The organism is Bifidobacterium sp. LH_558 (assembly GCF_056356295.1).
On sequence record NZ_JBKETZ010000003.1, the window covers coordinates 101,588 to 124,612 of the forward strand.

Sequence of the window (23,025 nt, forward strand, 5' to 3'; positions counted from 1 at the left end):
TCACTCCTCGTCATTCTGCTGTTCGGCGACCGTTTCGTCGCTTGATTCCTCGTTATTGTCCTCGGCGGCCTCGACGTGCGCGGGTTCCGCCACGATAATCGACACCTTCTTGCGCCGCCCGGCCGAATCCACCGCGGTCAGGCGGATTCCGCGCGTCACCGCGGACGCGCCCACGATCGGCACCTGGCCGAGCAGTTTGGTGAGCAGGCCGTACACGGTGTCGACGTCATCCTCGTCGATGTCGACCTCGAACAGTTCCTCCAGTTCGGCGATCGGCGTGCGCGCGGGCATCTGCCATTTGTTCTCGCCGATTTTCTCCGGTTCGGCGCGCTGCGTACGGTCGTGCTCGTCCTCCAGTTCGCCGACGATCTGTTCGATGGCGTCTTCGATGGTCACCATGCCGGCGATGCCGCCGTATTCGTCGATCACGACGGCCACATGCTGGCGGCTGCGCTGCATCTGGTGGAACAAGTCGTCCACGGGTTTGGATTCGGGCACCAGCATCGGCTCACGGCAGATGGATTCCACATCGCGTTCCAAGGCCGCGAGATTGAACGCGGTGGCGCGCACGGCATCCTTGAGATAGGCCACGCCAATCAGATCGTCCATATCGTCGCCGATCACCGGAACGCGGGAGAATCCGGATCGGGAGCACAGTTTGAGCATGGATTCCAGAGTGGAATCGCGTTCGATGCAGATCATATCGGTGCGCGGCACCATAATCTCGCGTGTGAGCGTATCGGAGAGGGTGAGCACGTTGCGCAGCATCTCCGAGACTTCCGGGTCAAATTCGTTCGCTTCGACCAGCCGGTCGATGGCGGCCCTGCCCTGTTCGAACTGGATCTTCTCCAGTTCCTCGTCATCGGACAGGCTCGACTTGCGCTTGGAGGGATGCTGCTGTCCTCCGGCGCGCGCGAAGGGCGTCAGAGCCGCAGCCACGGCGATTTTGCCGGCGTGCTTGAGCATGATGGCGATCGGTTTCGACGCGCCGGCCGAACGCGGGCGCACCAGCACCGACACCACGGCCACGATCAGGGCGACCAGCAGTCCCGACAGCAGTTCCAGCCACAGCGGCGCGCCATACAGCGAGGCGATGGCGGCGACGAGCACGCCAACGAGCACATTGCAGGCGACACGCACGAACGCGCAGCTGCCCGCGGTGGAGTACCGGTCCGCAATCAGCCTCTGCACCTTGTGAATGCGGTCGATTTTCTTCATCCTCGCGAACTGGCCGCTTTCCGTGTCGGTTTGCACTTCGAGGATGAGATTGTTCAGGCTCGAGCGTGTGACTCGGCCCACCGCGCCTTCGACCGCGGCCATGGTCAGCGACAGCCAGACGAACAGCGCCGCGACCAGCACGAGTATGACGGTGAGGGTGATGAGGACGGTACTGGAATACTCCATCGGTGTGTGTTCCTTTGCGGAAAAGTCAGTGGGTTTTGGGTCGTATGAATAAAGGATGCGGATGGTGGATGGTGGGCCAGTGATTGGTCGGCTCAGTGGCCGAGCTGGCGTCCGGTGCCGTGTTCGGCGTCCCATGCGGCAAGCAGATCCGGCGTGCCCGCCGGCAGAACCGCCTGCTGGATGCCCGCGGGACGCACGGCGAAGAAGGTGAGCAGCAGTTGGCGTTGCAGTCCGAACATCTGCCGCTCCTGCTCCTCGCTCACATGGTCGTAGCCGAGCAGATGCAGGATGCCGTGGATGGTGAGCAACATCATCTCCTGCATGGTGCTGTGCCCCGCGGCGGCGGCCTGTTGGGCGGCCACCCACGGACAGATGATGATGTCGCCGAGAATGCCCTCCATCACGGTTTTGCCGTCGCCGGGCCGCAACTCGTCCATCGGGAAGCTCATCACATCGGTAGGGCCTTCAAGATTCATCCACCGCATATGCAGTTCGGCGATCGGATCGGGGTCCACGAACATGATGGTCAGATCGGACTGCGTGCTTACGCGCATCTGGTCGAGCACCCACAATCCCAAGTCGGAGAACACTTTGGGGTCGACGGTCCACGAGGTCTCGTTGGTCACTTCCACGCTCATTGACGCGCCTCCTTGTCTTCTGCGTTCGTGGGCTGCGTGTCGGAGTCTGCGCGCGGCCGCCCGTCGGCTGCGTGCCGTGCCGCCCGTGAGGCGCCGGCCTGCGCGCGATGGTCGCCGTCGATGGCCGCGTGCTGCTCGTAGGCGGCGACGATCCGCCCCACCAGGCGGTGGCGAACCACATCGTCGGCGGCCATATGCACGAAGGCGATATCGTCGATGCCGCCCAGAATGCGTTCGATGCTCGCCAGTCCGGAGCGCGGCACGGTCAGGTCCACCTGCGTGATGTCGCCGGTGATCACCATGGTCGTGTTGAAACCCAAGCGAGTCAGGAACATTTTCATCTGCTGTTCGGTGGTGTTCTGCGCCTCGTCGAGAATCACGAACGCGTCGTTGAGCGTGCGTCCTCGCATATAGGCGAGCGGCGCCACCTCGATGGTGCCGTCGTCCAGATAGCGTTTGAGTTGGTCGGAGCCCAGCATGTCGGAAAGCGCATCGTACAGGGGGCGCAGATACGGATCCACCTTCTCGTTCAGCGTGCCGGGCAGGAAGCCCAGGCTTTCGCCGGCCTCCACCGCGGGTCGGGTCAGGATGATGCGGCGGATGCGCCGGTCTTGGAAGGCGCGCACGGCTTTGGCCACGGCCAGATAGGTTTTGCCGGTGCCGGCCGGTCCGATGCCGAAGGTCACCGTATGCGATTCGATCGCGTTCACGTAGGCGATCTGGCCGGCGGTTTTCGCACGCACCGGCTGGCCGAGCGCGAAGGTGATCACACCGGGCACCGTGGGCTTGCGGTACTGCGTCTGTTGCCGCGTACTGAACGCCGGGGACGGCGCGCCGCCGTCGCGCTGCGCGAATTGCACGGCGAGTCGAGCCGGGGCGGTGCCGCGTCCGGGGAATTCCTTGCGCACGTCGTTGCGCAGCACACGCTGGTCGAGCATGCGGCGCACGGTGTCCGCGTCCATGGGCGCGGTGAACGCGGCCTGGATGATCGAATTGATGAGGTCCTCGGCCTGCGAGGCGTCGGATTCGGTGCGGCTGGATCGGGACATGATCGCGACGCGGTTGCCCCGCACGATGATCGTCAGTTCGGGGAACGCGCGTTCCACCTCGCGGATGACCTCGTCGACCGGGCCTAACACCGCGACCGGGTCGAGCTGCGGGGGAATCGTGATGGTGCGTGTTGTGGTGGCCACAACGTCCTTTCGTTGCTTAACAGTCTTTGCGTGCTTGGGCGGGTTGGCTATTCGTCAAGCGTCTCGCCGGTCATCACATGCGCGTGCACGTGGAACACGGTCTGGCCGGCGTCCGCGCCGGTGTTGAACACCAGGCGGTAGTCGCCGTGGAAGGCTTCGTCGGCGATGTTCTGCGCCACTTCGACCATATGGGCCAGCTGCGCGGGGTCCGCCGCCGCCAGTTCCGCGGCGTTCGCGTAATGCGTTTTGGGCACGACGAGCACATGCACCTTCGCCTTGGGATTGATGTCGTTGAAGGCGTAAGTCGTCTCGTCCTCATAGACCTTGCCGCTGGGGATCTGTCCCGCGATGATCTTGCAGAACAGGCAATCGTCGAAATCGCTCATCATACTCCTTGCTCGCTCGTCGTCGGCCCCTCGGCCGCCGCTTCCTATGCTATTGCGTCGCGTGGAAATTTCGCGTTACGCAAGAACGAATTTTCCCGAAACGATCAGGCGTAGCGCCCCAACGCGCGGCTAAGCAGGCTCAGGGCGACGGGACCCGCGGTCGAAGCGCGCAGAATATTGGAACCCAGCACACAGGAATGCGCGCCAGCCTTGACGAAGCTTTCCACCTCCGCCTCGCTGATGCCGCCCTCCGGCCCCACCACCACGTAGACGGTGCGTGGTTTGCCGTCAGCCAGGCAACGGTCCTGCAATTCCTCGACATGCCGTTCGATGCCGGCCCACGTGTCGGTGGCGTCCTGATGGAGCACCACGACCAGGTCGCCGTGCACGCAGGCGCGCCGGCATATGGCCACGATCTGTTTGCTGGACGCACTTTCCTCCAGCGTCGGCATCCAGGAGCGGCGGGACTGTTCGGTGGCCGCCTGAAGCACCTGCGACCATTTGCGGTCGGTGCGGCCCGCCTTCCATTTGGCGATGGACCTATCCGCCTGCCAGGGCACCACCGTATCCACACCGATCTGCGTGGCCGTGTCGATGGCCTGTTCGTCATGTCCGGTTTTCGCCAACGCCTGCACCAAGGCCAGTCGGGTGAGCGGCTGTGGCTCCAGCCCCATCTCGGTCACCTTAGCCACACCTTCCTGCGCGTCGTCAAGCACGGCTTTAAGGCGAAGGCCACGTCCGTCGCTTAGCTGCAGGCTGTCCCCGGCGGCCAATCGCATCGCTTGGATGGCGTGGCGTTTGACGTGGGTGGGCAGGGTGAGCGTCCATCCGGCGCGCAGTTCGTCAGTGTTGACGGGCACGCCGTCGACGTCGGGATCGAAAAGAAACAAGGCATCGGTCATGGTCTCAAGGCTACACCGACGCGCGCGACACTCCGGAATTGCACGCTCGTAATTTGGTGGTAGAGTATCTACTCGTTGTCCAAACGACACCTGCCCGGGTGGCGGAATGGTAGACGCGCTAGCTTGAGGTGCTAGTGCCTATTTTAACGGGCGTACGGGTTCAAGTCCCGTCTCGGGCACCAACGAAAACCCCTTGGATTCCAAGGGGTTTTCTTGTATCCACACCAATTTACGAAAGGCCGCGCATGCGCTTCATCACCTTGCAGACCATCGACGACGAGCGCGTGTCCGCTTATGTGAATCTCACTGAAATGCAGTTGCGCAACCGACTGGAACCAGCCAAGGGCCTGTTCATCGCCGAATCCCCCAAGGTGATCGACCGCGCGCTGGCCGCGGGGCGTGAACCGATCTCGCTGCTGGTCGAAGAGCCATGGATCGAAGGCATGGCCGAAACCTTCGCGCGTATCGACGCGCAATGGGGACCCGACATTCCCGTCTATGTCGCCAGCGCCGAACAGTTGCAGCGGCTCACCGGCTATCGTCTGCACCGCGGCGCATTGTCGGCGATGCGGCGCTGGCCCTTGCCCTCCGTGGCCGAGGTGTGCCGCGACGCCCGCCGCGTGGCGGTGATGGAGAATATCGTCGATCCGACCAACGTTGGCGCGCTGATGCGTTCGGCCGCCGCGCTCGATATCGACGCCGTGCTGGTGACCCCGTCCTGCGGAGACCCGCTGTACCGTCGCGCGGCGCGCGTCTCCATGGGCACCGTGTTCCAAGTGCCGTGGACACGCATCACCGGATACGAGCCGAGCGGCGTGGAGAATAAGCACTACTGGCCGTTTCAAGGAATCGACGAGCTCAAATCGTTGGGCTTCACCACGGTGGCCATGGCTCTGGAAGACGACTCCCTATCCATGGACGAGCTGGTGGAGCGCTTGCACTCCCCCGCGGACGCGCCGGGGCATATCGAACGCCTCGCGCTGATTTTCGGCACCGAAGGCGACGGCCTGTCGCACCACACCATCACACGCGCCGACCTGACCGTGAAAATCCCCATGAGCCACGACGTGGACAGTCTCAACGTGGCCGCATCCAGCGCAGTGGCCTTCTACGCGACGCGAATTCGCTGAAATCTCTTGCGCCACGCCCACGCCTTACCTTGCGTGTCGGAAAAAATCTGCAATTATGGACAGTGCGAGTCATTGGCGACGAAGCCGGAGACTCAGTGAAAGTAGTTCGGTGTCGAAAGACGCTCCGGCAGTGACTAAAGAGAGGATGCAGCGATGGCGAAGAACAAACAGAAGATCCTGTCCATCGTTCTGGCAGGCGGCGAAGGAACGCGCCTTATGCCGTTGACCCGAGACCGTGCGAAGCCGGCCGTGCCGTTTGGCGGCGCGTTCCGACTGATCGATTTCCCACTCAGTAATCTAGTGAATTCGGATTACCGACATATCATCGTGCTCACGCAGTACAAGTCCCACTCGCTCGACCGTCACATCTCGCAGATGTGGCGCTTCTCGTCGCTGCTGGGCAACTACGTCTCCCCGGTTCCGGCGCAGCAGCGCCTCGGCAAGCATTGGTATCTCGGTTCCGCGGACGCCATCTATCAGACGATCAACATCATCGAGGACGTGCAGCCCGACATCGTGGTGATCGTGGGTGCCGACCACGTGTACCGCATGGACTTCGGCCAGATGGTGCAGCAGCATATCGAATCCGGTGCCGAGTTCACCGTGGCGGGCATCCGCCAGCCGATCGACCAGTCGAACCAGTTCGGCGTGATCGACGTGGATCCCGAGCATCCCAACCAGATCAAGACCTTCCTGGAGAAGCCGGACACCTGCGCCGGTCTGCCGGACGATCCGAACTCCTTCCTCGCTTCGATGGGCAATTACGTGGCCAACACGGACGCCCTGTTCGACGCGCTGGCCAAGGATGAGAAGGCCGCCGACACCAAGCACGACATGGGCGGCGACATCGCGCCGTACTTCGCCGCTCGCGGAGAGGCCGGCGTGTACGACTTCAACACGAACATCATCCCCGGCTCCAACGAGAAGGACCACGCCTACTGGCGCGACGTGGGTACGCTCAAGCAGTTCTACGATGCGCATATGGATCTGATCTCCTATGTGCCGGAGTTCAACCTGTACAACCAGCAGTGGCCGATCTACACGAACACCGGCACCCTTCCGCCGGCCAAGTTCGTGCATGCGGGCCGCGACCGTCTCGGCCATGCCACCGATTCGATCGTCTCCCCCGGCGTGATCGTGTCCGGCGGTGAGGTGCACCACTCCGTGCTCTCCCCGAACGTGCACATCCACTCCTGGGCGCAGGTCGTCGATTCGATCCTGTTCGACGGCGTCACGATCAACCGTCGCGCACGGGTCTACAAGGCGATTCTCGACAAGAACGTTGTGCTCACCGAGAACTCGACCGTCGGCATCGACACCGAGCATGATCTGGCCCGTGGCTTCACCGTCACGCCGGAAGGCATCACCGTCGTCCCGAAGGGCACCATCGTCGACGACTGATCGGCTCGATACGCAAGTTCCATAGCAGAAAGCCCCGCACTTGGCGGGGCTTTCTCGTAGGAACCGAAATCATATTCGATTAGTATTTCGGCAGGTTGTCGAAATTGAAGCCGAGGGCGGCGAGCTGTTCGCGGCCCTCCGGAGTGATCTTCTCCATGGTCCAACGCGGTTGCCAGGTCCAGTCGATGCGGAACTCCTCCACGAGTCCGGCCAGGGTGCTCGCGCATTCGTCCTCGATCAGGTCGGTGAGGGGGCATGCGGGAGTGGTCAGCGTCATGGTGATGATGGCTCGTCCCAGCTCGTCGATTTCGATGCCGTACACCAAGCCCAGATCGATCACGTCAATGCCGAGCTCGGGGTCGATCACCTGATGCAGGGCCTCGCGCACGTCGGCCGCGGTGGCGCGACCGATCTCGTCGACGAACTTCAGCGGAATCTCATCGCCGGCGTTGTTCTCGGAGCAGCCGCACTGGCCGTCGTCGCCGCAACCGCAGCCTTCTTCGCCACTAGTGGACTGCGGGCGTCCGTTCGGGAAGCCTTTGGCTAGGGCGGGATTCGCCATCACACGGCGTGCCGCGTTCTCGTCCTGCAGAACGCCGTTGACGGCGTCGAACACGGTGGCGGAGGGTTCGGGAACCAGATTGTCGCTCATTGCTACTCCATCATTGAAAAACATGCTGCTACACAGCATAATCGTCACATACGGTGTTTGTCACTACTGCCGGGCCGTTTTCATCCGGCGGCGCACAGTCGTTATCACAGCCGGCCCGCCTCTTCAGGCGCTGAGGATACCGTCAGGCTTTGGCGGCCAGCGCTTTGGCCACCGCATCCTTCATGCCCTCCCAGCCGAGCAGCGCGCATTTGATGCGCATCGGATATTTGGAGACGCCTTGGAATGCGATGGCGTCGTCCAAGGATTCCTCGAGCGCCTCGTCATCCAGTCCGGTGCCGCGCGACTCCATAAGCTTGCGGAAGGTGCCGGCGAGAGCCATCGCCTCATCCACGGTTTTGCCGTCGACCAGGTCGACCATGATGGACAGGCTCGCCTGCGAGATCGAACAGCCTTGCCCATCCCACACCAACCGTTCGATGGTGTGCGGTTCGGCATCGGAGACCTCCGCATGCACGGTCGCCTCATCGCCGCAGGTCGGATTGAACTGGTGGGATTCGCCGGGCGTGCAGTATTCATGCGACGCATGCACGATGGACTCACCGCCGGACGCGTCGGATTCCTTGGTCAAATCGCGGGCGAAACGTTCCTTGCCGTGCAGGTCTCGCGCGGCCTCCATAATGACCTGCTGGTACATCTGCTCCAGCTCGCCGCCGCTCATACCAAAATCACTCATAATCCTCCAATCTACCGCTATCCGCGGTCACACGCCGAAGAACGCGCGCACCTTGCCCAACGCCTCGACCAACGCACGGGCGTCCTCGACGCTGTTGTACACGCCACTGGAGGCGCGGTTCGACGCGTAGATGCCGAAGTGGCGGTGCACGGGCTGCGCGCAATGATGCCCCACGCGGATGGCGATGCCCTGCGCGTCGATGAACTGGCCCACATCATGCGGATGCACACCATCGACGTCGAATGCGACGGTCCCGATGCGATTCGTATTCTCACGCGGGCCGAGAATCCGAACGCCATCGATGTCGCCCATCTTCAACAATTCGGCCGCAATCTGGCGCTCATGCGCCTCGATGTTCTCCAAGCCGATGTTCATCATCCAGTCGGCGGCCACACCGGCGGCCACAACCTGCGCCACCGGTTGGGTTCCAGCCTCGAAGCGAGCGGGCGGCAGCATGTATTGGGCCGGCTGGTCCATCCACGCGAGTTCCACCATCGAACCGCCGAAGTTGGCCGGAGGCAGCGCCTCCAACAGTTCGCGCTTGCCATAGAGGAAACCCACGCCGGTGGGACCGTACATCTTATGCGCGCTCCATGCGGCGAAGTCCACGTCCAACGCGTGGAAGTCCACGGCCATATGCGGCACGGACTGGCAGGCGTCGAGCACGAACACCGCACCCACCTCATGCGCGCGAGCCACCAGCGGCGCGATATCGGTGATAGCACCGGTCACATTCGCCACATGGGTGACGGCGACCACTTTCGTGCGTTCGGTGATGACCTCGACGGCCGTGTCGACGCGCACGCGCCCCTCAGCATCCAAATCCAGCCATTTGAACGTGGCACCCGTGCGGGCAGCCAACTCCTGGAAGGGCAGCAGCACCGAATGATGCTCCGCCTTCGAGACGACGATCTCGTCGCCGGGACGCAACGCGAAACGGGCGGCCGCCGCTCCCCCGCGGCCCAGACTCGCGTTGCCGAACGCGGTGGCCAGCAGGTTGAGACCGGCCGTGGCACCGGAGGTCACCACAACCTCCTCCTCGCCTTCCGCCGCGTTCGCGCCGACCAGACGGGCCACCTTGGCGCGCGCGTCCTCGAAGGCCATGGTGCTGCGGGCCGCCAACTCATGCGCCCCGCGATGCACGCCGGCGTTGATGGTGCGGTAGAACTCGTTTTCCGCATCGATCACGCACTGCGGCTTCTGGGAGGTCGCGGCGGAATCCAAATACACCAGCGGGCGCCCGTGCACCTGCTGATCCAGAATCGGAAACTCAGCCCGCACCTCATCGAAATCAATCATCTGTCATCACTTCCTCTTACGGTCGCCATGTACGAAAACGGAGCAGGGAGGTGGGATAGTCTGTTCACGACCGTAAAGACTTGGCCTGAGCGGCCCGGAGCGTGTCGAGAATAGACTATCCCACCTCCCTGCGGATCCCGCTGGAACTGTAGAGCACAATCCGAAGCAGATGAGAACAGAACACTCCAGGTCCCCGCGGACCCCGCTGGAACTCTGGCCCTTACGCCAAAGCGCTTTCCGAATCGGAACCGGCGGGCAGGTACTGGTCGTAGCCCTGCTCTTCGAGTTCATCCGCCAGCTCCGGGCCACCGGTCTTCACGAAGTGGCCATCGGAGAAGACGTGCACGATGTCGGGCTTGATGTACTTCAGGATGCGCGTGTAATGCGTGACCATGAGGATGCCGAAGTTGTTGGCCTCCTTGGCGCGGTTCACGCCTTCGGAGACGATGCGCAACGCGTCCACGTCCAGACCGGAGTCGGTTTCGTCGAGGATGGCGAACTTCGGGCGCAGCAATTCGAGCTGCAGCACTTCGGCACGCTTCTTCTCACCGCCGGAGAAACCCTCGTTTACGGAACGGGTCGCGAACTTCGGATCCATTTTCAGACGTTCCATCGCCTGGGTGAGTTCGCTGGTCCATGACTTCAGCTTGGGCGCCTTGCCGTCGATTTCGGTTTTCGCGGTGCGCAGGAAGTTCGTCATCGACACGCCCGGCACTTCGACCGGATACTGCATGGCCAGGAACAGGCCGGCCTTGGCGCGTTCGTCCGGGGTCATCTTCAGCACGTCTTCACCGTCGAGCAGCACTTGGCCGGAGTCGACGATGTACTTGGGGTGGCCGGCCAGCGTGTAGGCCAGCGTGGACTTGCCGGAGCCGTTGGGGCCCATGATGGCGTGCGTCTCGCCCGAGTTGACGGTCAGGCTCGCGCCTTTGAGGATCTGCTTGATGCCGTCCTTGGTTTCGACGTGGGCGACGAGGTCTTTGATTTCCAGGGTTGCCATTGGTGTTCTCCTAAAACTGGTAGCGGCTTACTGCTCTTCGAAGACCTTCGCGAGTTCCGCGTTCTCGCCGCGGGACAGGCGTCGGTCGATGACGGTCATGAGATGCTCGGAGATGGCGGGCACGCCGATTTCTTCGACGAGTTCGCCGAAGAAGCCGCGCACCACGAGTTTGCGGGCTTCGGTTTCGGGGATGCCGCGCGACTGGAGGTAGAACAGCTCCTCATCGTCGAAACGTCCCACCGACGAGGCGTGGCCCGCACCGACGATATTGCCGTTCTCGATCTCCAGATTCGGTTCGGAATCGGCGATCGCGCCCGGGGTGAGCACGAGGTTGCGGTTCAGCTCGTACGAGTCCGTGCCGGGGGCGGTCGGTTCGATCAGCGCGTTGCCCACCCATGTGGAGTGCGCATCCTTGCCGTCGAGCGCGCCCTTGTAGACCACGCGAGACTTGCATTCGGGATGGTTATGCACCACCATCGTGCGGTGTTCGATATGCTCGCCCGGATCGACGAAGTAGATGCCGAGCATGTTGAGGTCGCCCTGCTTTCCGCCGAAATCCTGATCCATGCGGATGCGCACCACGTCGCCGCCGAGGGTGACGACGGAGTGGCGCAGGCTCGCGCCTTTGCCCACATTCAGGCGATGGTTGCCCACATGCTTGGATCCGTGCGCCCATTCCTGAATGAAGGTGGCGGAGATGTGGCTGTCCTGTCCGGTGACGATCTCCACGCCTTCGGCCAGACGGGCTTCGCCGTCGTGCTCGACGACCACGTCGGCATGCGTGTTGGGGGCGGCCGCGATCACCAGATGCAGGGCGTCGAGCGCCTGGCCTGCGCCATGCACCTGCACAAGCACCGGCTGGTCGAGTTCGCCGTTCAGCTCGATGACGGTGGCGGTGGTGCCGGAATTCCACTCCACGGCGGACACGCGGTCGCTGGGTTTGGAGACGGAGCCGGAGGGCGCCTCGCCGAGCTTGCGCTGAGCGATGGTGACGTGGTTTCCGGGAACCGGGGAACCGTCCACCATGCTGATTTCCACCACGGTCTGGCCGGACGGTTCGAACACGTCGAAGAACTCCTCGATGCGTTCGATCGGAGTGTAGCGCCAATCCTCCTGGTCCCGCGAGGGCGCGGCGAAATCCGCCACGTCGAAGGAGCGCGGATTGCGGTCGGCGCTCGACGGCATGGCCGCCGGGGTCGCGTACGGATCGTTCGGATCCGCGACGGGGATGTTGATTTCCTTCTCGGCCATGCTCAGCCCACCGATCCTTCCATCTGCAGTTCCACCAGTCGATTGAGTTCGAGCGCGTATTCCATCGGCAGCTCACGGCTGATCGGTTCGACGAAGCCGCGCACGATCATGCCCATCGCCTCGTCTTCGCTTAAGCCGCGGCTCATCAGATAGAAGAGCTGGTCTTCGGACACCTTGGAGACGGTGGCCTCATGGGCCATGGACACGTCGTCCTCACGCACGTCCACATGCGGGTAGGTGTCGGAGCGGGAGTAGTCGTCCACCAGCAGCGCGTCGCACACGGTGGAGTTCGACGAGCCTTCGGCGCCGTCGACGATTTTGACCAGACCACGGTAGGCGGAGCGTCCACCGCCGCGGGAGATCGATTTGGCGACGATGGTGGAACTGGTGTGCGGGGCGAGATGAATCATCTTCGCGCCCGTATCCTGATACTGACCCTTGCCGGCGAAGCCGAGCGACATGGTCTCCGCCTTCGCATACGGTTCGGCGAGCACGCAGGCCGGGTACTTCATCGTGGCTTTGGAGCCGATGTTGCCGTCCACCCATTCCATCGTGCCGTGCGCACGCACGTAGGCGCGCTGGGTCACGAGATTGTAGACGTTGTTCGACCAATTCTGCACGGTGGTGTAGCGCACGCGGGCGTGCGGCTCCACAAAGATCTCCACCACACCGGAGTGCAGCGAATCGGTGGAGTAAATCGGAGCGGTGCAACCCTCCACATAATGCACGTAGGAGCCTTCGTCCGCGATGATCAGCGTGCGTTCGAACTGGCCCATATTCGGGGTATTGATGCGGAAGTACGCCTGCAGCGGGATGTTCACATGCACGCCCTTCGGCACGTAGACGAACGAGCCGCCCGACCATGCCGCGGTGTTGAGCGCGGAGAACTTGTTGTCGTTGCTGGGGATGCACTTGCCGAAGTACTTCTGTACGATTTCGGGGTATTCGCGCACCGCGGTGTCGGTGTCCACGAAAATCACGCCCTGCTTTTTCAGGTCGTCCTGAATGGAGTGGTAGATCATCTCGGACTCGTACTGCGCGGCCACGCCGGAGATCAGGCGGCTTTTCTCCGCCTCGGGGATGCCCAGCCTGTCGTAGGTGTTGCGGATCTCGTCGGGCACTTCCTCCCACGTGGCGGCCTGCTTGTCCATCGGCTTGACGTAGTACTTGAAGTCGTCCGCGTCGAAGTCCTTCAGATCGACGCCCCACAGGGGCATCGGGCGGTTCACGAAGTCGCGGTAGCCTTCGAGGCGCTTCTCGAGCATCCACTCGGGCTCGCCCTTGTCGGCGCTGATCTCACGCACCACCTGCTCGCTGATACCCTTTTTCGCGGCCTCGCCGGCGGCATCGGAATCATGCCAGCCGTAGAGGTATTCGCCGAACTGCGAGATGATCTCGTCATCCTGCCTGATCTTATCCTCGTTGACGCGGCCTCGATCAGCCACATACTGGCTCATCTCCACGTCTGACGCGGTACCAGTGGCTTGTTGCTCGCTCATATGCCCGCCTCCTTACTTCTTGGATTTCCTCTTACGCCAACCTAACAGAACTCGGCCCGCAATACTAGTATCCGCACCGGATGTCGGCCGTCCGCGAACGTGATGTGAAACACGTTTCGAGTTTGCGATTCCGTCGTGTCAACGCCGTTTCCGATCGGGCGGAAAACGGACTTTTCTTCGGAGACTGTCCCCTATCTGGGAATATCGCGTGGGCAAGGCGGCAGTATGGGAACACCGAAACATTCGCGTGGGATTGGTAAATCATGAAGGGGCTCCCCATAGCACTCTATGAGAAGCCCCTTCGTATGCGCTGAATCGTTTACGCGATGAGTCGATCCGTCAGGCCTGAACGTGCACGGAGGTGCCCATCACGCACCAGTTGTAGAACCATTCGGCCTGGTCCCAACCGATGCCCACGCAGCCGTGGGAGGTGTTCATGCCCATGGCCGCGACGGCGGCGTCGCTGTAGTACCCGTCGCTGGCGATGCGGTGGATGGCGCAGCCGCTGTGCGAGAAGTAGTTCACGAAGCCGACGTTGGGGGCGTTCCATGTTTCGATGGAACCGTCCGAGAGCGTAAGCGAGCCACTCATGGTCTGGGAGGGGTACTTCAGCCACATGGTGAAGTCGCCGGTGGGCGTGCACATATCGCCGGTGCACTCGCCGGTGGCGTAGTCATTGCCCTGACCGGCGGACATGCTCATCGCGCGGATCAGCTGGTCGTTCTCGTAGGCGTAGACCTTGTGGTCGGACAGGTCGACCACCACATGGCGCTTGGTGGTTTTCGTCTGCATCGGATCGACGGTGCCCTCGACGCTTACGGAACCGCCGCCGTCGGCCAGGGCTTCGACAAGCTGCGGGCCGATGTTCGTGTCGGCGCCGTCCGCCACGGTGACACCGTCATGACCCTCGACGGCCACTTCGAGCTCTTCGCCGTTGTTGTTGATGATGACCTCGCGGTCCTCGCGGCCGGTCTGCAGATTCGTCTTGATGGAGTTGTTGTAGTACTCCTGCATCTTGTCGGCGTTGAACACCACATAGCCGTTGCGGGTTTCGTTGTCCGCCAGCGTGGCCTGTTCGTTCGCGTTGATTGTCATGGAGGCCGCGAGGGCGGGAGCGTCGATCGTGGCGATGGTGTGGTCGTTCACCTTGATCTCCACGGGATTGCTCACCAAGCCGTCAAGCGTGGCCTTCGCCTCGTTCGCGATGGTGTCGGTGACCGCGGGCTCGGTGTCCTTCAGTTCGATGGTCACAGTCTGCGGCTGGGTCCCCCCCAGGGATTCGACCGCGGCGATGCCCTGTTCGGCCACCGCCTGCGCGTCCGCGCCCTTGCCGAGCTGCATCGGCACCACGTCGAAACCGTTGCCGTCGGCGTTCAGGGTCACCTGGGCGTCCACCGGCGTCACTTCGGCCGTGCCCAATGCCGCGTCGATCACGGATCCGTCGGCGACGGACGTCGAGATGGCCGGCTCGATATTCTCCTGCTCGTTCGGCAGATAGCGCTTCCACCATGCGCCGTCGCGCTTGGCGTTCACCACCTGGTCGGCGATCTCTTCGGAATCGATGTCATAGCCGAGCTCACGCAAGGTGAAGGATGCGGTTTCACCGTTGTATTCCACCGGAACGGCGGTATTGTTCACCTGATCGTCGATGGCGTTGATGATCTGCTGCCTGGACTTGCCCACCATCGAATTGCCCCAAAGGCTCACACCCGGCAATGCGTGGGATTCGAAGAACCACCAGCCGCCGGCGGTGGCGCCGCCCAACACGAGTACGACGGCCAGCACAATCCACGGCCAGATCAGACGCTTCTTCTTTGCGGTACCCAGCACATCCAGATCATCATCCGTCGGGTCGATGACCGCAGCGAGTGGCGAAGCCGCCACAGGATTAATCACCTCAGTCTCGTCTCCGGTGCTCCATTGCAGTTCTGGTGCGGCATCGGAAAGGTTCGGGTTCACTGACTCATCAGCCATAGTCGTTCCTTCTTGTTGGAAACCCTTATTTCTCGCACAACGAGCGCCGTTATGCCGCGGCGCTCACTGTTCGTCAATATAGCAGCAAGCCCCGCCAGAAGGACGGGGCTTGGCTTACGTACGCAGAGTCTGCCGTCAGCGATTCTGCTGGTGGTCCAGCGCGGCCTTGACCAGACCCGCGAACAGCGGATGCGGCTTGGTCGGGCGGGACTTGAACTCCGGATGAGCCTGCGTGGAGACGTAGAACGGATGCACCTCGCGCGGCAGCTCGACGAATTCGGTGAGCTCGCCGTCCGGGCTCTGGCCGCAGATGGTGAGGCCGGCCTCACGCAGGGCGTCCTTGTAGGCCACGTTCACCTCGTAACGGTGGCGGTGGCGTTCGGTCACATGCGTGGTGCCGTAGAGTTCGGCGACCAGCGAACCCTCCTCCAGTTCGGCCGGGTAGGAGCCCAGACGCATGGTGTGGCCCATATCGCCCTTGCCTGCGACGATGTCCTTCTGCTCCTCCATCGTGGCGATGACGGGGGTGGCGCACTCGGGATCGAATTCGGTGGAGTTCGCGTCGGGCAGGCCGGCCATATGGCGGGCGTATTCGATGACCATGGACTGCAGGCCAAGGCACAGGCCCAGAGCGGGCAGCTTGTTCTCACGGGCGAACTTGAACGCGCCGATCTTGCCGTCGATGCCGCGGATGCCGAAGCCGCCGGGCACGACGATGCCATCGACCTGGTGGAGCGCGGCGGCCGCACCCTCCTCGGTCTCGCACTTGTCGGCCGCGACCCACTTGACGTTCACCTTCGCGTAGTTGGCGAAACCGCCGGCCTTGATGGCCTCCGTGACGGACAGGTAGGCGTCCGGCAGATCGATGTACTTGCCGACGATGGCGATGTTCACCTCATGCTTGGGGTGGTGCACGCGGTCGAGCAGGTCGGCCCACTCGTCCCAATCCACATCGTGGAAGGGCAGTCCGAGCTCGCGCACTACATAGGCGTCGAGTCCCTCGTCGAACAGGGCCTTCGGCACGTCGTAGATGCTCGGGGCGTCCACGCAGTTGACCACGCCTTCGGCGTCCACGTCGCACATCAGGGAGATCTTGTCCTTGATGGATTCGTTGAGCGGGCGGTCGGAACGCAGCACAAGCGCGTCCGGCGTGATGCCGAGCTGGCGCAGCATCATCACGGAATGCTGGGTGGGCTTGGTTTTCAGCTCATGCGCGGCGGAGATGTACGGCACCAAGGAGACGTGCACGAACATGCAGTTCTCGGAGCCGAGGTCGCGGCGCACCTCGCGCGCGGCCTCGAGGAACGGCTGAGACTCGATGTCGCCGACCGTGCCGCCGATTTCGGTGATGATCACGTCCACGTCGTCGCTTGCCTGAGCGCGCATGCGGGACTTGATCTCGTTGGTGATGTGCGGGATGACCTGCACGCACTGGCCGAGGTATTCGCCGGCGCGTTCCTTGCGCAGCACCTCCTGGTAGATCTGGCCGGTGGTGACGTTCGCCTTCTGGCTCAGATAGACATCGAGGAAGCGCTCGTAGTGGCCGATGTCGAGATCGGTTTCGGCGCCGTCCTCGGTCACATAGACCTCGCCGTGCTGGAACGGGTTCATCGTGCCCGGATCCACGTTGATGTAGGGATCGAGCTTCTGCTGCAGCACCTTGATGCCGCGGGAGCGCAGCAGTCGGCCGAGGGACGATGCCGTCAGGCCTTTTCCGAGGGATGAAACCACACCGCCGGTGACGAAAATATGCTTGGTGATGTGTTCAGAGGAATTACCATGTTGTCTTCTAACCATGGAATTTCATCCTATCATCCGTATATGACGCGGCGTGTTAACAATCAGCGTGAGTTTGGCTAGTCGGCGATCAGGTGGGCAACGGCGTCTAGGGCCATTTTGTAGCCGTAGAAGCCCATGCCGGTGATGGTGCCGGTGGCGACGGGGCTGATCACGGAACGCTTGCGGAACTCATCGCGCGCCGAGGGGTTTGAGATATGCACCTCAATCAGCGGCAGGCCTTCGTCGATCACCATATGGGCAGCATCGGCCAGGCCGTATGAATAGTGGGTGAACGCGGCGGGGTTCATCACCACCGGGGTCTTCTCGTCGGCGGCCTGATGCATCCAGCCGATGATCTCGGCCTCATCGTCGGTCTGACGCACTTCGACGTCCAAGCCCAGCGCGGCGCCCCATTCGGCGCACAGCGCGCGCAGGGTCTCCAGATCCTGACGGCCGTATACGTCGGGCTGACGCACACCGAGACGCCCCAGATTCGGACCGTTGACGACGATGACCTTGGTCATGATGGCAGTTCCTTTCCTTAGTGGTTGATACGGTCGAAGGCTTCGCGCACGGCGTCGGCCGGCGGGTTCTCCAGATGCACCACATGGCCGGGGCGGTCGAGCACCACGAAGCGCAGCGTGTTGCCGCGGGCCTTCTTATCTTTGTGCATCAAGGCGAGCACATCGTCGAAGGATCCGTTGTTCCACGAAATCGGCAGTCCCAGCGACGAGAGCAGCGAACGATGGTAGTCGACCAGATCGGTGTCGATGTAGCCGAGCAGCTGCGCCAGTTCGGCCGCATACACCATGCCGACCGCCACTGCGTTGCCGTGCCGCCAGCGGAAGTGCTCGAGCTTTTCGATGGCATGGCCCATGGTGTGGCCGTAGTTGAGGAACTCGCGCATGCCGGCCTCTTTGAGATCGGCGGAGACGTGCTTCGCCTTCACGCTCACCGTGCGTTCGATCAGCTCGGCCACTACATCCTGCAGTCCGGAGCCGAGGAAATTGTCGCCGTTGAATCCGCGCAGCTCATCAGCATGCTCTTCGAGAATGCGCAGGATTTCCGTATCCATAATGAAACCGGATTTGGCGACTTCGCCCAATCCTTCAGTGAAGATGTCGTTCGGCAGCGTGGTCAAGGTCTTCACATCGGCCAGCACGCCGGCGGGCGTGTAGAAGGATCCGACGAGGTTCTTGCCTGCGGCCGTGTTCACGCCGGTTTTGCCGCCGGTGGAGGCATCCACCATGGCCAGCAGGGAGGTCGGGCAGTTCACGTAGCGCACGCCGCGCATCCATGTGGCGGCGATGAATCCGGCCAGATCGGTGGCTGCTCCCCCGCCGAGTCCCACAATCGCGTCGGAGCGGGTGAATCCCTCGTCGCCGAGGCGCTCCCAGATGCCGTTGGCCACGTCGACGGTTTTGCCGCGTTCCGCATCGGGAATCACGATGTCGCTCACCTCATAGCCGGCTTGGCGCAGCAGGGTGCGCGCGCGGTCGGAATGCCGCTGCACCGGCTGGGTGTGGATCAGGGCCACGCGCACCGGCTTGGGGCCGAGCACGTCGGCGAGATGGTTCATCACGCCTTCGCCGATGGCCACATCATAGGGTTCGATGGTCGATCCGGTCACATGCACCGTGCGTTCCGCGAGCATATCCATCACCTTTCTCGCCGCCATCTGCGGCGTCAATCCACGCGTGCGCACATGCGTGTTCGCGACGCGCTGGAACACGGGATCGCGTTCTTTGTACAGTTTCTTCCAACGCGCGTCCGCATCGCCGTTGAGCATGGGGCGTCCGCCGCCGCGGTTGGCGCGTTCCATGGCCTCGGCGGGGTCGGCCATCAGATAGACGACCTTGCCGCCGCGCTCGATGTATGAGGCCAGCGCATCCTGCACGGCCGGCGTCATGGGCGCGCCGCCGCCAAGCGAGAAGATGCCGTCGAAATCCTCCAGCATATCGATGATGAGGTCGCGTTCGACCTCACGGAAGGCGGGTTCGCCGTATCGCTCGAAGTAGGCGGGGATTTTCATGCCGACTTCACGCTCGATCTCCACGTCCGCGTCGGCGAACGGCAGGTCGAGCATATGTGCGACCTCTTTGCCCACGCGCGTCTTGCCCGCGCCCATCATGCCGATGATCACGGCATGCGGCAGCGGTCGGCCGCTCTCACCGGCGTTATGGTTGTCGGTTGTTTCAACGTTCATCTGTCTCACCATTCGTCCAGTCGGCCGTGTCGACGCCCATTCGGGCGTTCACGCACGGCCTGTCAGCGGATGCCGCGCGTTTCTCCTCAGCGCATATGTTCGGGCCAGGAGGCGAGATAGCTTTCCATATTGCGGCGGGTCTCCTCGACGCTGTCGCCGCCGAACTTCTCAAGCGCGTACTGGGCGAGTGTGAGGCGCACCATCGCTTCGGCGACCACGGCGGCGGCCGGCACGGCGGTGGAATCGGAACGCTGGTTGATGGCCTGCGCGGCCTCGCTGGTGAGCACATCCACGGTGCGCAGGGCCTTCGGGATGGAGGGAATCGGCTTCATCGCGGCGCGCACGCGGATCGGCTGCCCGTTGGACATGCCGCCTTCGATGCCGCCGGCGCGGTTGGTCACGCGTTCGATGCCGCCGTTCTCCCCCGGCACCATCTCGTCATGCGCCTGGGAACCGGGACGCATGGCTTCGAGGAAGCCGTCGCCGATCTCCACGCCCTTGATGGCTTGGATGCCCATCAGCGCGGCGGCCAACGCCGCGTCGAGGCGACGGTCGGATTCCACATAGGTGCCCACGCCGGCGGGCATGCCATAGGCGATGACCTCAACCACGCCGCCCAACGTGTCGGCGGATTCCTTCGCCTCATCGATCCGTGCGATCATGCGGGATTCGGCGTCCTTGTCCAGCGTGCGCACGGGCGAGGCATCCAGAGCCTGAACGTCAGCCGCGGTGGGCAGCGTCGCTTCGGTGGGGTCGGTGATGCCCGCGCCGCCGATGGACAGCACATGCGAGGCGGTGGTCACGCCCAGCGTCTGCTCGAGGAACTGGCGGGCCACCTCGCCCAAGGCCACGCGTGAGGCGGTTTCACGCGCGCTGGAGCGTTCCAGCACGGGGCGCGCGTCGTCGAAGCCGTATTTGCGCATGCCGGTCAGATCCGCATGTCCCGGGCGGGGGCGGCTGAGCGGCGCGTTGCGGCCCTCGCGCTCCAGCTCATGGTCGAGCGGATCCGCGCTCATCACCTCGGTCCACTTGGGCCATTCGGTGTTGCCGATTTCGATGGCGATGGGGCCGCCGATGGTCACGCCGTGGCGCACACCGGTCAGCAGACGCACCTGGTCCTGTTCGAATTTCATACGCGCGCCACGGCCGTAGCCCAGACGGCGGCGGGCCAGGGCTCCGACGATATCGGCCGTGTTGACGCGCACGCCCGCGGGCACTCCCTCGATCATCGCGACCAACGCCTCGCCGTGTGATTCTCCCGCGGTCTGCCAGCGCAACATGCCTTCTCCTTTATCCGATGGGTAACTTCGGACTATCCTACCGGTATGTCATACCTTGCGTGTCTGCCGAGTCTTCTATGTGGACTGGCGTTGTGCGTCGAAGACGTGCGCCATCGCCGGGTGCCGCGCGCATGGGTCGCCGCGGGTTCGCTCGCGCAGCTGCTCGCCCTCATCGTGGCGGCGGTGGTTGGGAACAACGCGTTCGTGATATTGCAGTCGTTGCTGTTCGCGCTGCTGTGCGCGGCGGTGCAGGGCGCGTTGGCGCTGATCCGGCCTGGAGCGTTGGGATTCGGGGATGTGACCTGCACGTTCGTAGTCGGTTTGGCCGTGGGGATGTTCGGCCTGCTCGCCGTGGTGTGGTGGTGGCTGGCGATGGGCGTGTTCGGTCTGCTGTGGATGGCGGGCTGGCAGCGTTTCGACCCGCAAAAACGCACGCCGTACCGCGGCAAGGTGCCGTTCGTGCCGGTGATCGTCATCGCCGCGGTCGCCGCCGTGGCATGCTCCACTGTATGGGGCTGAGATCCTTCGACTTCGCCTGACGGCTCCGCTCAGGATGACGAAGAAGAAACAAAGCGAAGCGGAGTCGAGGAATCTCTTCCCAGCAAACGGCCAAGAACAACGAAAACGGCTCGGAACCGAACAGTCGGTTCCGAGCCGCTATGATTCGCGCTCAGCGCATGTTAGTTGGCGTTCTCGTTGTTGTTCTTGTATTCGTCGCGGATCTGCCAGAACTCGTCTTCGGTGGCGACGAATTTGGTTTCGCCGATGGACAGGTCGACCGTCACGAAGTACATCCAATCGCCTTCTTCGGGGTTGATCGCCGCTTCAATGGCGTTGTCTCCCGGATTGCTGATCGGCGTGGGCGGCAATCCCTCGTGGTTGTGCAGGTTGTACAGGTTCGAGGTGTCGGCTATATCCGCGTCGGTGATCTCGCTGGCGCTCTTGCCCAAACCGTAGGCCAAGGAGGTGTCCATGCCCAGATTCATGCCGTCCGCAAGACGGTTCTCGATAACGCGCGTGACCTTGCCGTAGTACTCCTCACGGTTCACCTCGGCCTCGGCGATGGATGCGATCTTAAGCACGCGCTGGCGCTGGTCGGCGGCAACGCCCAAATCGTCGAGTTTGGCGATGCGGGCATTGACCATCTCCTGCAGAATTTCGGTGACGGTTTTGTTCTGCACGTCGTAGGTGCCGGGTTCCAACCAACCCTCGAAGCTGCCTTCGGCTTCGGAGGGCAGAATGCCGTCGCCGCCGCCGTTGATCACGCTTTCGAAATCGCTTTCGGTATAGTCCGTCAACAGCACGGCGTTGGCGATCACCGCGGAGACGCGGTCGCCGGGACGCACCTCAAGGAAGCCGCTGGCATTGGTCTGGTCGGAGAGGATGTTCGCCACGTCGGCGGCGGCCATCTGCAGCCGCAGCGTGTAGGTTCCGGGGTACAGCGTCAGATTGTTCGCGGCCACCACAGTGGTGAACGCCGCCGCGGACTTGATGATATCCGCCTCGGTGAGGTTCTCGGCAATCTGGACCGCTCCCTCGCCCTGCTGCACGGTGAACAGCACCTCTTCGCCACCGGGACCGGAATAATCCTGAATCGCGGCCTGCTGCTGTTGCGCGTTGCGGGCGGCGCTCCAGGAGACGAGCGCACGGTATCCGAAGTATCCGCCGGCGGCCAGCAATGCCAATACCACGATGACGACGATCGTGCGCACCACACGCTTGCGTGTGCGCTGAGCGCGGCGGCGACGCATCTCCTTGCGCGATTTCGGCGGGCGCGGAGGCTCCGCTCCGAGAGGCGCTTCGGAGGGATCGACCCACTGCGTGTTCTCATCGAAAAAATCGTTGAAGCTATCGGACATCGATCGCCTCCTTCTTCTCTCTGGCACCATCAAGTGCCGTCTGCAATATCACCACAGCAGACTGTTGGTCGACGACTGGCCTGTGCTTGTTCGTGCGGACCGACGCGTCGAGAAGCAGACGGTGCGCACTGACGGTCGTCAGCCGCTCATCAACCAATGTTACCTGTGGAACCGTCTGAAGCGGCGACTGGTCATCGTCCACCAGCAGATTCAAACGTTTAGTGAGATTGTCGGCCCATCGACGGGCCTTTTTCGCGCTTTTGCCTTCCGTGCCGTCCATCTGCAGGGGAAGCCCCACAATCACATGGTCGACATGCTCATCCTCAATCAGGGCGCACACATCCTCCAGCGCGAAGAAGGAGTCGCCGTACACGGCGATGTTGCCTGCCGGATGGGCAAGGGTGAGCTCCGGGTCGGACAATGCGAGTCCGACCCGTGCGTTCCCAAGATCAACGCCTAACCACACCATAGGCTTATC

The 23,025-nt window shown here is 62.9% G+C and carries 21 protein-coding genes and 1 tRNA gene; 4 read left to right on the forward strand and 18 right to left on the reverse strand.

The genetic code is table 11. The features are described from left to right. The 5 genes from AC1AV0_RS05235 to AC1AV0_RS05255 form a co-directional block, all read right to left on the reverse strand. Nucleotides 1-1,404, reverse strand: coding sequence for a hemolysin family protein (locus tag AC1AV0_RS05235; RefSeq protein ID WP_476571796.1), 1,404 nt, complete (start codon nt 1,402-1,404; stop codon nt 1-3). A gap of 92 nt (nt 1,405-1,496) precedes the next feature. Then, nucleotides 1,497-2,042, reverse strand: coding sequence for an rRNA maturation RNase YbeY (gene ybeY, locus AC1AV0_RS05240; RefSeq protein ID WP_476571798.1), 546 nt, complete (start codon nt 2,040-2,042; stop codon nt 1,497-1,499). Further along, nucleotides 2,039-3,235, reverse strand: a complete 1,197-nt coding sequence (locus tag AC1AV0_RS05245) for a PhoH family protein (protein WP_476571800.1) — start codon at nt 3,233-3,235, stop codon at nt 2,039-2,041. The genes ybeY and AC1AV0_RS05245 overlap by 4 nt, the downstream gene beginning before the upstream one ends. A gap of 47 nt (nt 3,236-3,282) precedes the next feature. Continuing rightward, nucleotides 3,283-3,621: a histidine triad nucleotide-binding protein gene (locus tag AC1AV0_RS05250; protein ID WP_476571802.1), complete on the reverse strand. Its 339-nt coding sequence runs from the start codon at nt 3,619-3,621 to the stop codon at nt 3,283-3,285. A gap of 104 nt (nt 3,622-3,725) precedes the next feature. Next, a complete protein-coding gene (locus tag AC1AV0_RS05255; protein WP_476571804.1) occupies nt 3,726-4,523 on the reverse strand; it encodes a 16S rRNA (uracil(1498)-N(3))-methyltransferase in 798 nt (265 codons plus the stop codon). A gap of 92 nt (nt 4,524-4,615) precedes the next feature. Here AC1AV0_RS05255 and AC1AV0_RS05260 point away from each other — a divergent pair. From AC1AV0_RS05260 to glgC, 3 genes are all read left to right on the forward strand, one after another. Continuing rightward, nucleotides 4,616-4,705 (forward strand) — tRNA-Leu (locus AC1AV0_RS05260). A 63-nt stretch (nt 4,706-4,768) separates the two neighbouring features. After that, nucleotides 4,769-5,653 carry a TrmH family RNA methyltransferase gene (locus AC1AV0_RS05265; RefSeq protein WP_476571806.1) on the forward strand — a complete coding sequence of 295 codons (885 nt, stop codon included), beginning with the start codon at nt 4,769-4,771 and terminating at the stop codon, nt 5,651-5,653. Nucleotides 5,654-5,806: 153 nt separating this feature from the next. After that, nucleotides 5,807-7,054: a glucose-1-phosphate adenylyltransferase gene (gene glgC, locus AC1AV0_RS05270; protein WP_476571808.1), complete on the forward strand. Its 1,248-nt coding sequence runs from the start codon at nt 5,807-5,809 to the stop codon at nt 7,052-7,054. Between the two features lie 79 nt (nt 7,055-7,133). Here the strand turns inward: glgC and AC1AV0_RS05275 are convergent, their stop codons facing one another. The 11 genes from AC1AV0_RS05275 to aroC form a co-directional block, all read right to left on the reverse strand. Continuing rightward, a complete protein-coding gene (locus tag AC1AV0_RS05275; RefSeq protein WP_476571810.1) occupies nt 7,134-7,706 on the reverse strand; it encodes a metal-sulfur cluster assembly factor in 573 nt (190 codons plus the stop codon). Between the two features lie 142 nt (nt 7,707-7,848). Beyond that, nucleotides 7,849-8,400: a Fe-S cluster assembly sulfur transfer protein SufU gene (gene sufU, locus AC1AV0_RS05280; RefSeq protein WP_476571812.1), complete on the reverse strand. Its 552-nt coding sequence runs from the start codon at nt 8,398-8,400 to the stop codon at nt 7,849-7,851. A 27-nt stretch (nt 8,401-8,427) separates the two neighbouring features. After that, complete coding sequence (locus tag AC1AV0_RS05285) at nt 8,428-9,699, reverse strand: SufS family cysteine desulfurase (RefSeq protein WP_476571814.1); 1,272 nt, start codon at nt 9,697-9,699, stop codon at nt 8,428-8,430. Nucleotides 9,700-9,919: 220 nt separating this feature from the next. Continuing rightward, nucleotides 9,920-10,699, reverse strand: coding sequence for a Fe-S cluster assembly ATPase SufC (gene sufC / locus AC1AV0_RS05290; protein WP_476571816.1), 780 nt, complete (start codon nt 10,697-10,699; stop codon nt 9,920-9,922). A gap of 27 nt (nt 10,700-10,726) precedes the next feature. Next, the gene (sufD, locus tag AC1AV0_RS05295) at nt 10,727-11,950 is read right to left on the reverse strand and encodes a Fe-S cluster assembly protein SufD (RefSeq protein WP_476571818.1); all 1,224 of its coding nucleotides are present in this window, start codon (nt 11,948-11,950) and stop codon (nt 10,727-10,729) included. A gap of 2 nt (nt 11,951-11,952) precedes the next feature. After that, nucleotides 11,953-13,449, reverse strand: a complete 1,497-nt coding sequence (sufB, locus tag AC1AV0_RS05300; protein WP_476571820.1) for a Fe-S cluster assembly protein SufB — start codon at nt 13,447-13,449, stop codon at nt 11,953-11,955. 339 nt (nt 13,450-13,788) lie between these two features. After that, nucleotides 13,789-15,423: a L,D-transpeptidase family protein gene (locus tag AC1AV0_RS05305; protein ID WP_476571822.1), complete on the reverse strand. Its 1,635-nt coding sequence runs from the start codon at nt 15,421-15,423 to the stop codon at nt 13,789-13,791. A gap of 135 nt (nt 15,424-15,558) precedes the next feature. Then, a complete protein-coding gene (locus AC1AV0_RS05310) occupies nt 15,559-17,220 on the reverse strand; it encodes a CTP synthase (protein WP_476571824.1) in 1,662 nt (553 codons plus the stop codon). A gap of 59 nt (nt 17,221-17,279) precedes the next feature. After that, nucleotides 17,280-17,726, reverse strand: a complete 447-nt coding sequence (locus AC1AV0_RS05315; protein ID WP_476571826.1) for a type II 3-dehydroquinate dehydratase — start codon at nt 17,724-17,726, stop codon at nt 17,280-17,282. A 17-nt stretch (nt 17,727-17,743) separates the two neighbouring features. Continuing rightward, complete coding sequence (locus AC1AV0_RS05320; RefSeq protein ID WP_476571828.1) at nt 17,744-19,408, reverse strand: bifunctional shikimate kinase/3-dehydroquinate synthase; 1,665 nt, start codon at nt 19,406-19,408, stop codon at nt 17,744-17,746. Between the two features lie 86 nt (nt 19,409-19,494). Next, nucleotides 19,495-20,688: a chorismate synthase gene (gene aroC / locus AC1AV0_RS05325; RefSeq protein ID WP_476571830.1), complete on the reverse strand. Its 1,194-nt coding sequence runs from the start codon at nt 20,686-20,688 to the stop codon at nt 19,495-19,497. Nucleotides 20,689-20,733: 45 nt separating this feature from the next. On the opposite strand from aroC, the gene AC1AV0_RS05330 reads away from it, so the two are divergent. Further along, on the forward strand, nt 20,734-21,207 hold the full coding sequence (locus tag AC1AV0_RS05330) for a prepilin peptidase (protein ID WP_476571832.1): 474 nt from the start codon (nt 20,734-20,736) through the stop codon (nt 21,205-21,207). Between the two features lie 161 nt (nt 21,208-21,368). On the opposite strand, the gene mltG is transcribed toward AC1AV0_RS05330, so the two are convergent. Together mltG and ruvX are read right to left on the reverse strand one after the other, a co-directional pair. Next, nucleotides 21,369-22,547, reverse strand: coding sequence for an endolytic transglycosylase MltG (gene mltG / locus AC1AV0_RS05335; RefSeq protein WP_476571834.1), 1,179 nt, complete (start codon nt 22,545-22,547; stop codon nt 21,369-21,371). Continuing rightward, nucleotides 22,537-23,016 carry a Holliday junction resolvase RuvX gene (gene ruvX / locus AC1AV0_RS05340; protein ID WP_476571836.1) on the reverse strand — a complete coding sequence of 160 codons (480 nt, stop codon included), beginning with the start codon at nt 23,014-23,016 and terminating at the stop codon, nt 22,537-22,539. The genes mltG and ruvX overlap by 11 nt, the downstream gene beginning before the upstream one ends. Nucleotides 23,017-23,025 lie beyond the last annotated feature (9 nt).

What these genes read in the sequence shown, in the direction of transcription:
- AC1AV0_RS05250 (WP_476571802.1), bottom strand. Translation starts at nt 3,621, where the DNA reads ATGAGCGATTTCGACGATTGCCTGTTCTGCAAGATCATCGCGGGACAG.
- sufC (WP_476571816.1), bottom strand. Translation starts at nt 10,699, where the DNA reads ATGGCAACCCTGGAAATCAAAGACCTCGTCGCCCACGTCGAAACCAAG.
- AC1AV0_RS05315 (WP_476571826.1), bottom strand. Translation starts at nt 17,726, where the DNA reads ATGACCAAGGTCATCGTCGTCAACGGTCCGAATCTGGGGCGTCTCGGT.
- ybeY (WP_476571798.1), bottom strand. Translation starts at nt 2,042, where the DNA reads ATGAGCGTGGAAGTGACCAACGAGACCTCGTGGACCGTCGACCCCAAA.
- sufD (WP_476571818.1), bottom strand. Translation starts at nt 11,950, where the DNA reads ATGGCCGAGAAGGAAATCAACATCCCCGTCGCGGATCCGAACGATCCG.
- sufB (WP_476571820.1), bottom strand. Translation starts at nt 13,449, where the DNA reads ATGAGCGAGCAACAAGCCACTGGTACCGCGTCAGACGTGGAGATGAGC.
- AC1AV0_RS05265 (WP_476571806.1), top strand. Translation starts at nt 4,769, where the DNA reads ATGCGCTTCATCACCTTGCAGACCATCGACGACGAGCGCGTGTCCGCT.
- glgC (WP_476571808.1), top strand. Translation starts at nt 5,807, where the DNA reads ATGGCGAAGAACAAACAGAAGATCCTGTCCATCGTTCTGGCAGGCGGC.
- AC1AV0_RS05310 (WP_476571824.1), bottom strand. Translation starts at nt 17,220, where the DNA reads ATGGTTAGAAGACAACATGGTAATTCCTCTGAACACATCACCAAGCAT.
- AC1AV0_RS05330 (WP_476571832.1), top strand. Translation starts at nt 20,734, where the DNA reads ATGTCATACCTTGCGTGTCTGCCGAGTCTTCTATGTGGACTGGCGTTG.
- AC1AV0_RS05285 (WP_476571814.1), bottom strand. Translation starts at nt 9,699, where the DNA reads ATGATTGATTTCGATGAGGTGCGGGCTGAGTTTCCGATTCTGGATCAG.
- mltG (WP_476571834.1), bottom strand. Translation starts at nt 22,547, where the DNA reads ATGTCCGATAGCTTCAACGATTTTTTCGATGAGAACACGCAGTGGGTC.
- sufU (WP_476571812.1), bottom strand. Translation starts at nt 8,400, where the DNA reads ATGAGTGATTTTGGTATGAGCGGCGGCGAGCTGGAGCAGATGTACCAG.
- AC1AV0_RS05235 (WP_476571796.1), bottom strand. Translation starts at nt 1,404, where the DNA reads ATGGAGTATTCCAGTACCGTCCTCATCACCCTCACCGTCATACTCGTG.
- AC1AV0_RS05255 (WP_476571804.1), bottom strand. Translation starts at nt 4,523, where the DNA reads ATGACCGATGCCTTGTTTCTTTTCGATCCCGACGTCGACGGCGTGCCC.
- AC1AV0_RS05275 (WP_476571810.1), bottom strand. Translation starts at nt 7,706, where the DNA reads ATGAGCGACAATCTGGTTCCCGAACCCTCCGCCACCGTGTTCGACGCC.
- AC1AV0_RS05305 (WP_476571822.1), bottom strand. Translation starts at nt 15,423, where the DNA reads ATGGCTGATGAGTCAGTGAACCCGAACCTTTCCGATGCCGCACCAGAA.
- AC1AV0_RS05320 (WP_476571828.1), bottom strand. Translation starts at nt 19,408, where the DNA reads ATGAACGTTGAAACAACCGACAACCATAACGCCGGTGAGAGCGGCCGA.
- aroC (WP_476571830.1), bottom strand. Translation starts at nt 20,688, where the DNA reads ATGTTGCGCTGGCAGACCGCGGGAGAATCACACGGCGAGGCGTTGGTC.
- ruvX (WP_476571836.1), bottom strand. Translation starts at nt 23,016, where the DNA reads ATGGTGTGGTTAGGCGTTGATCTTGGGAACGCACGGGTCGGACTCGCA.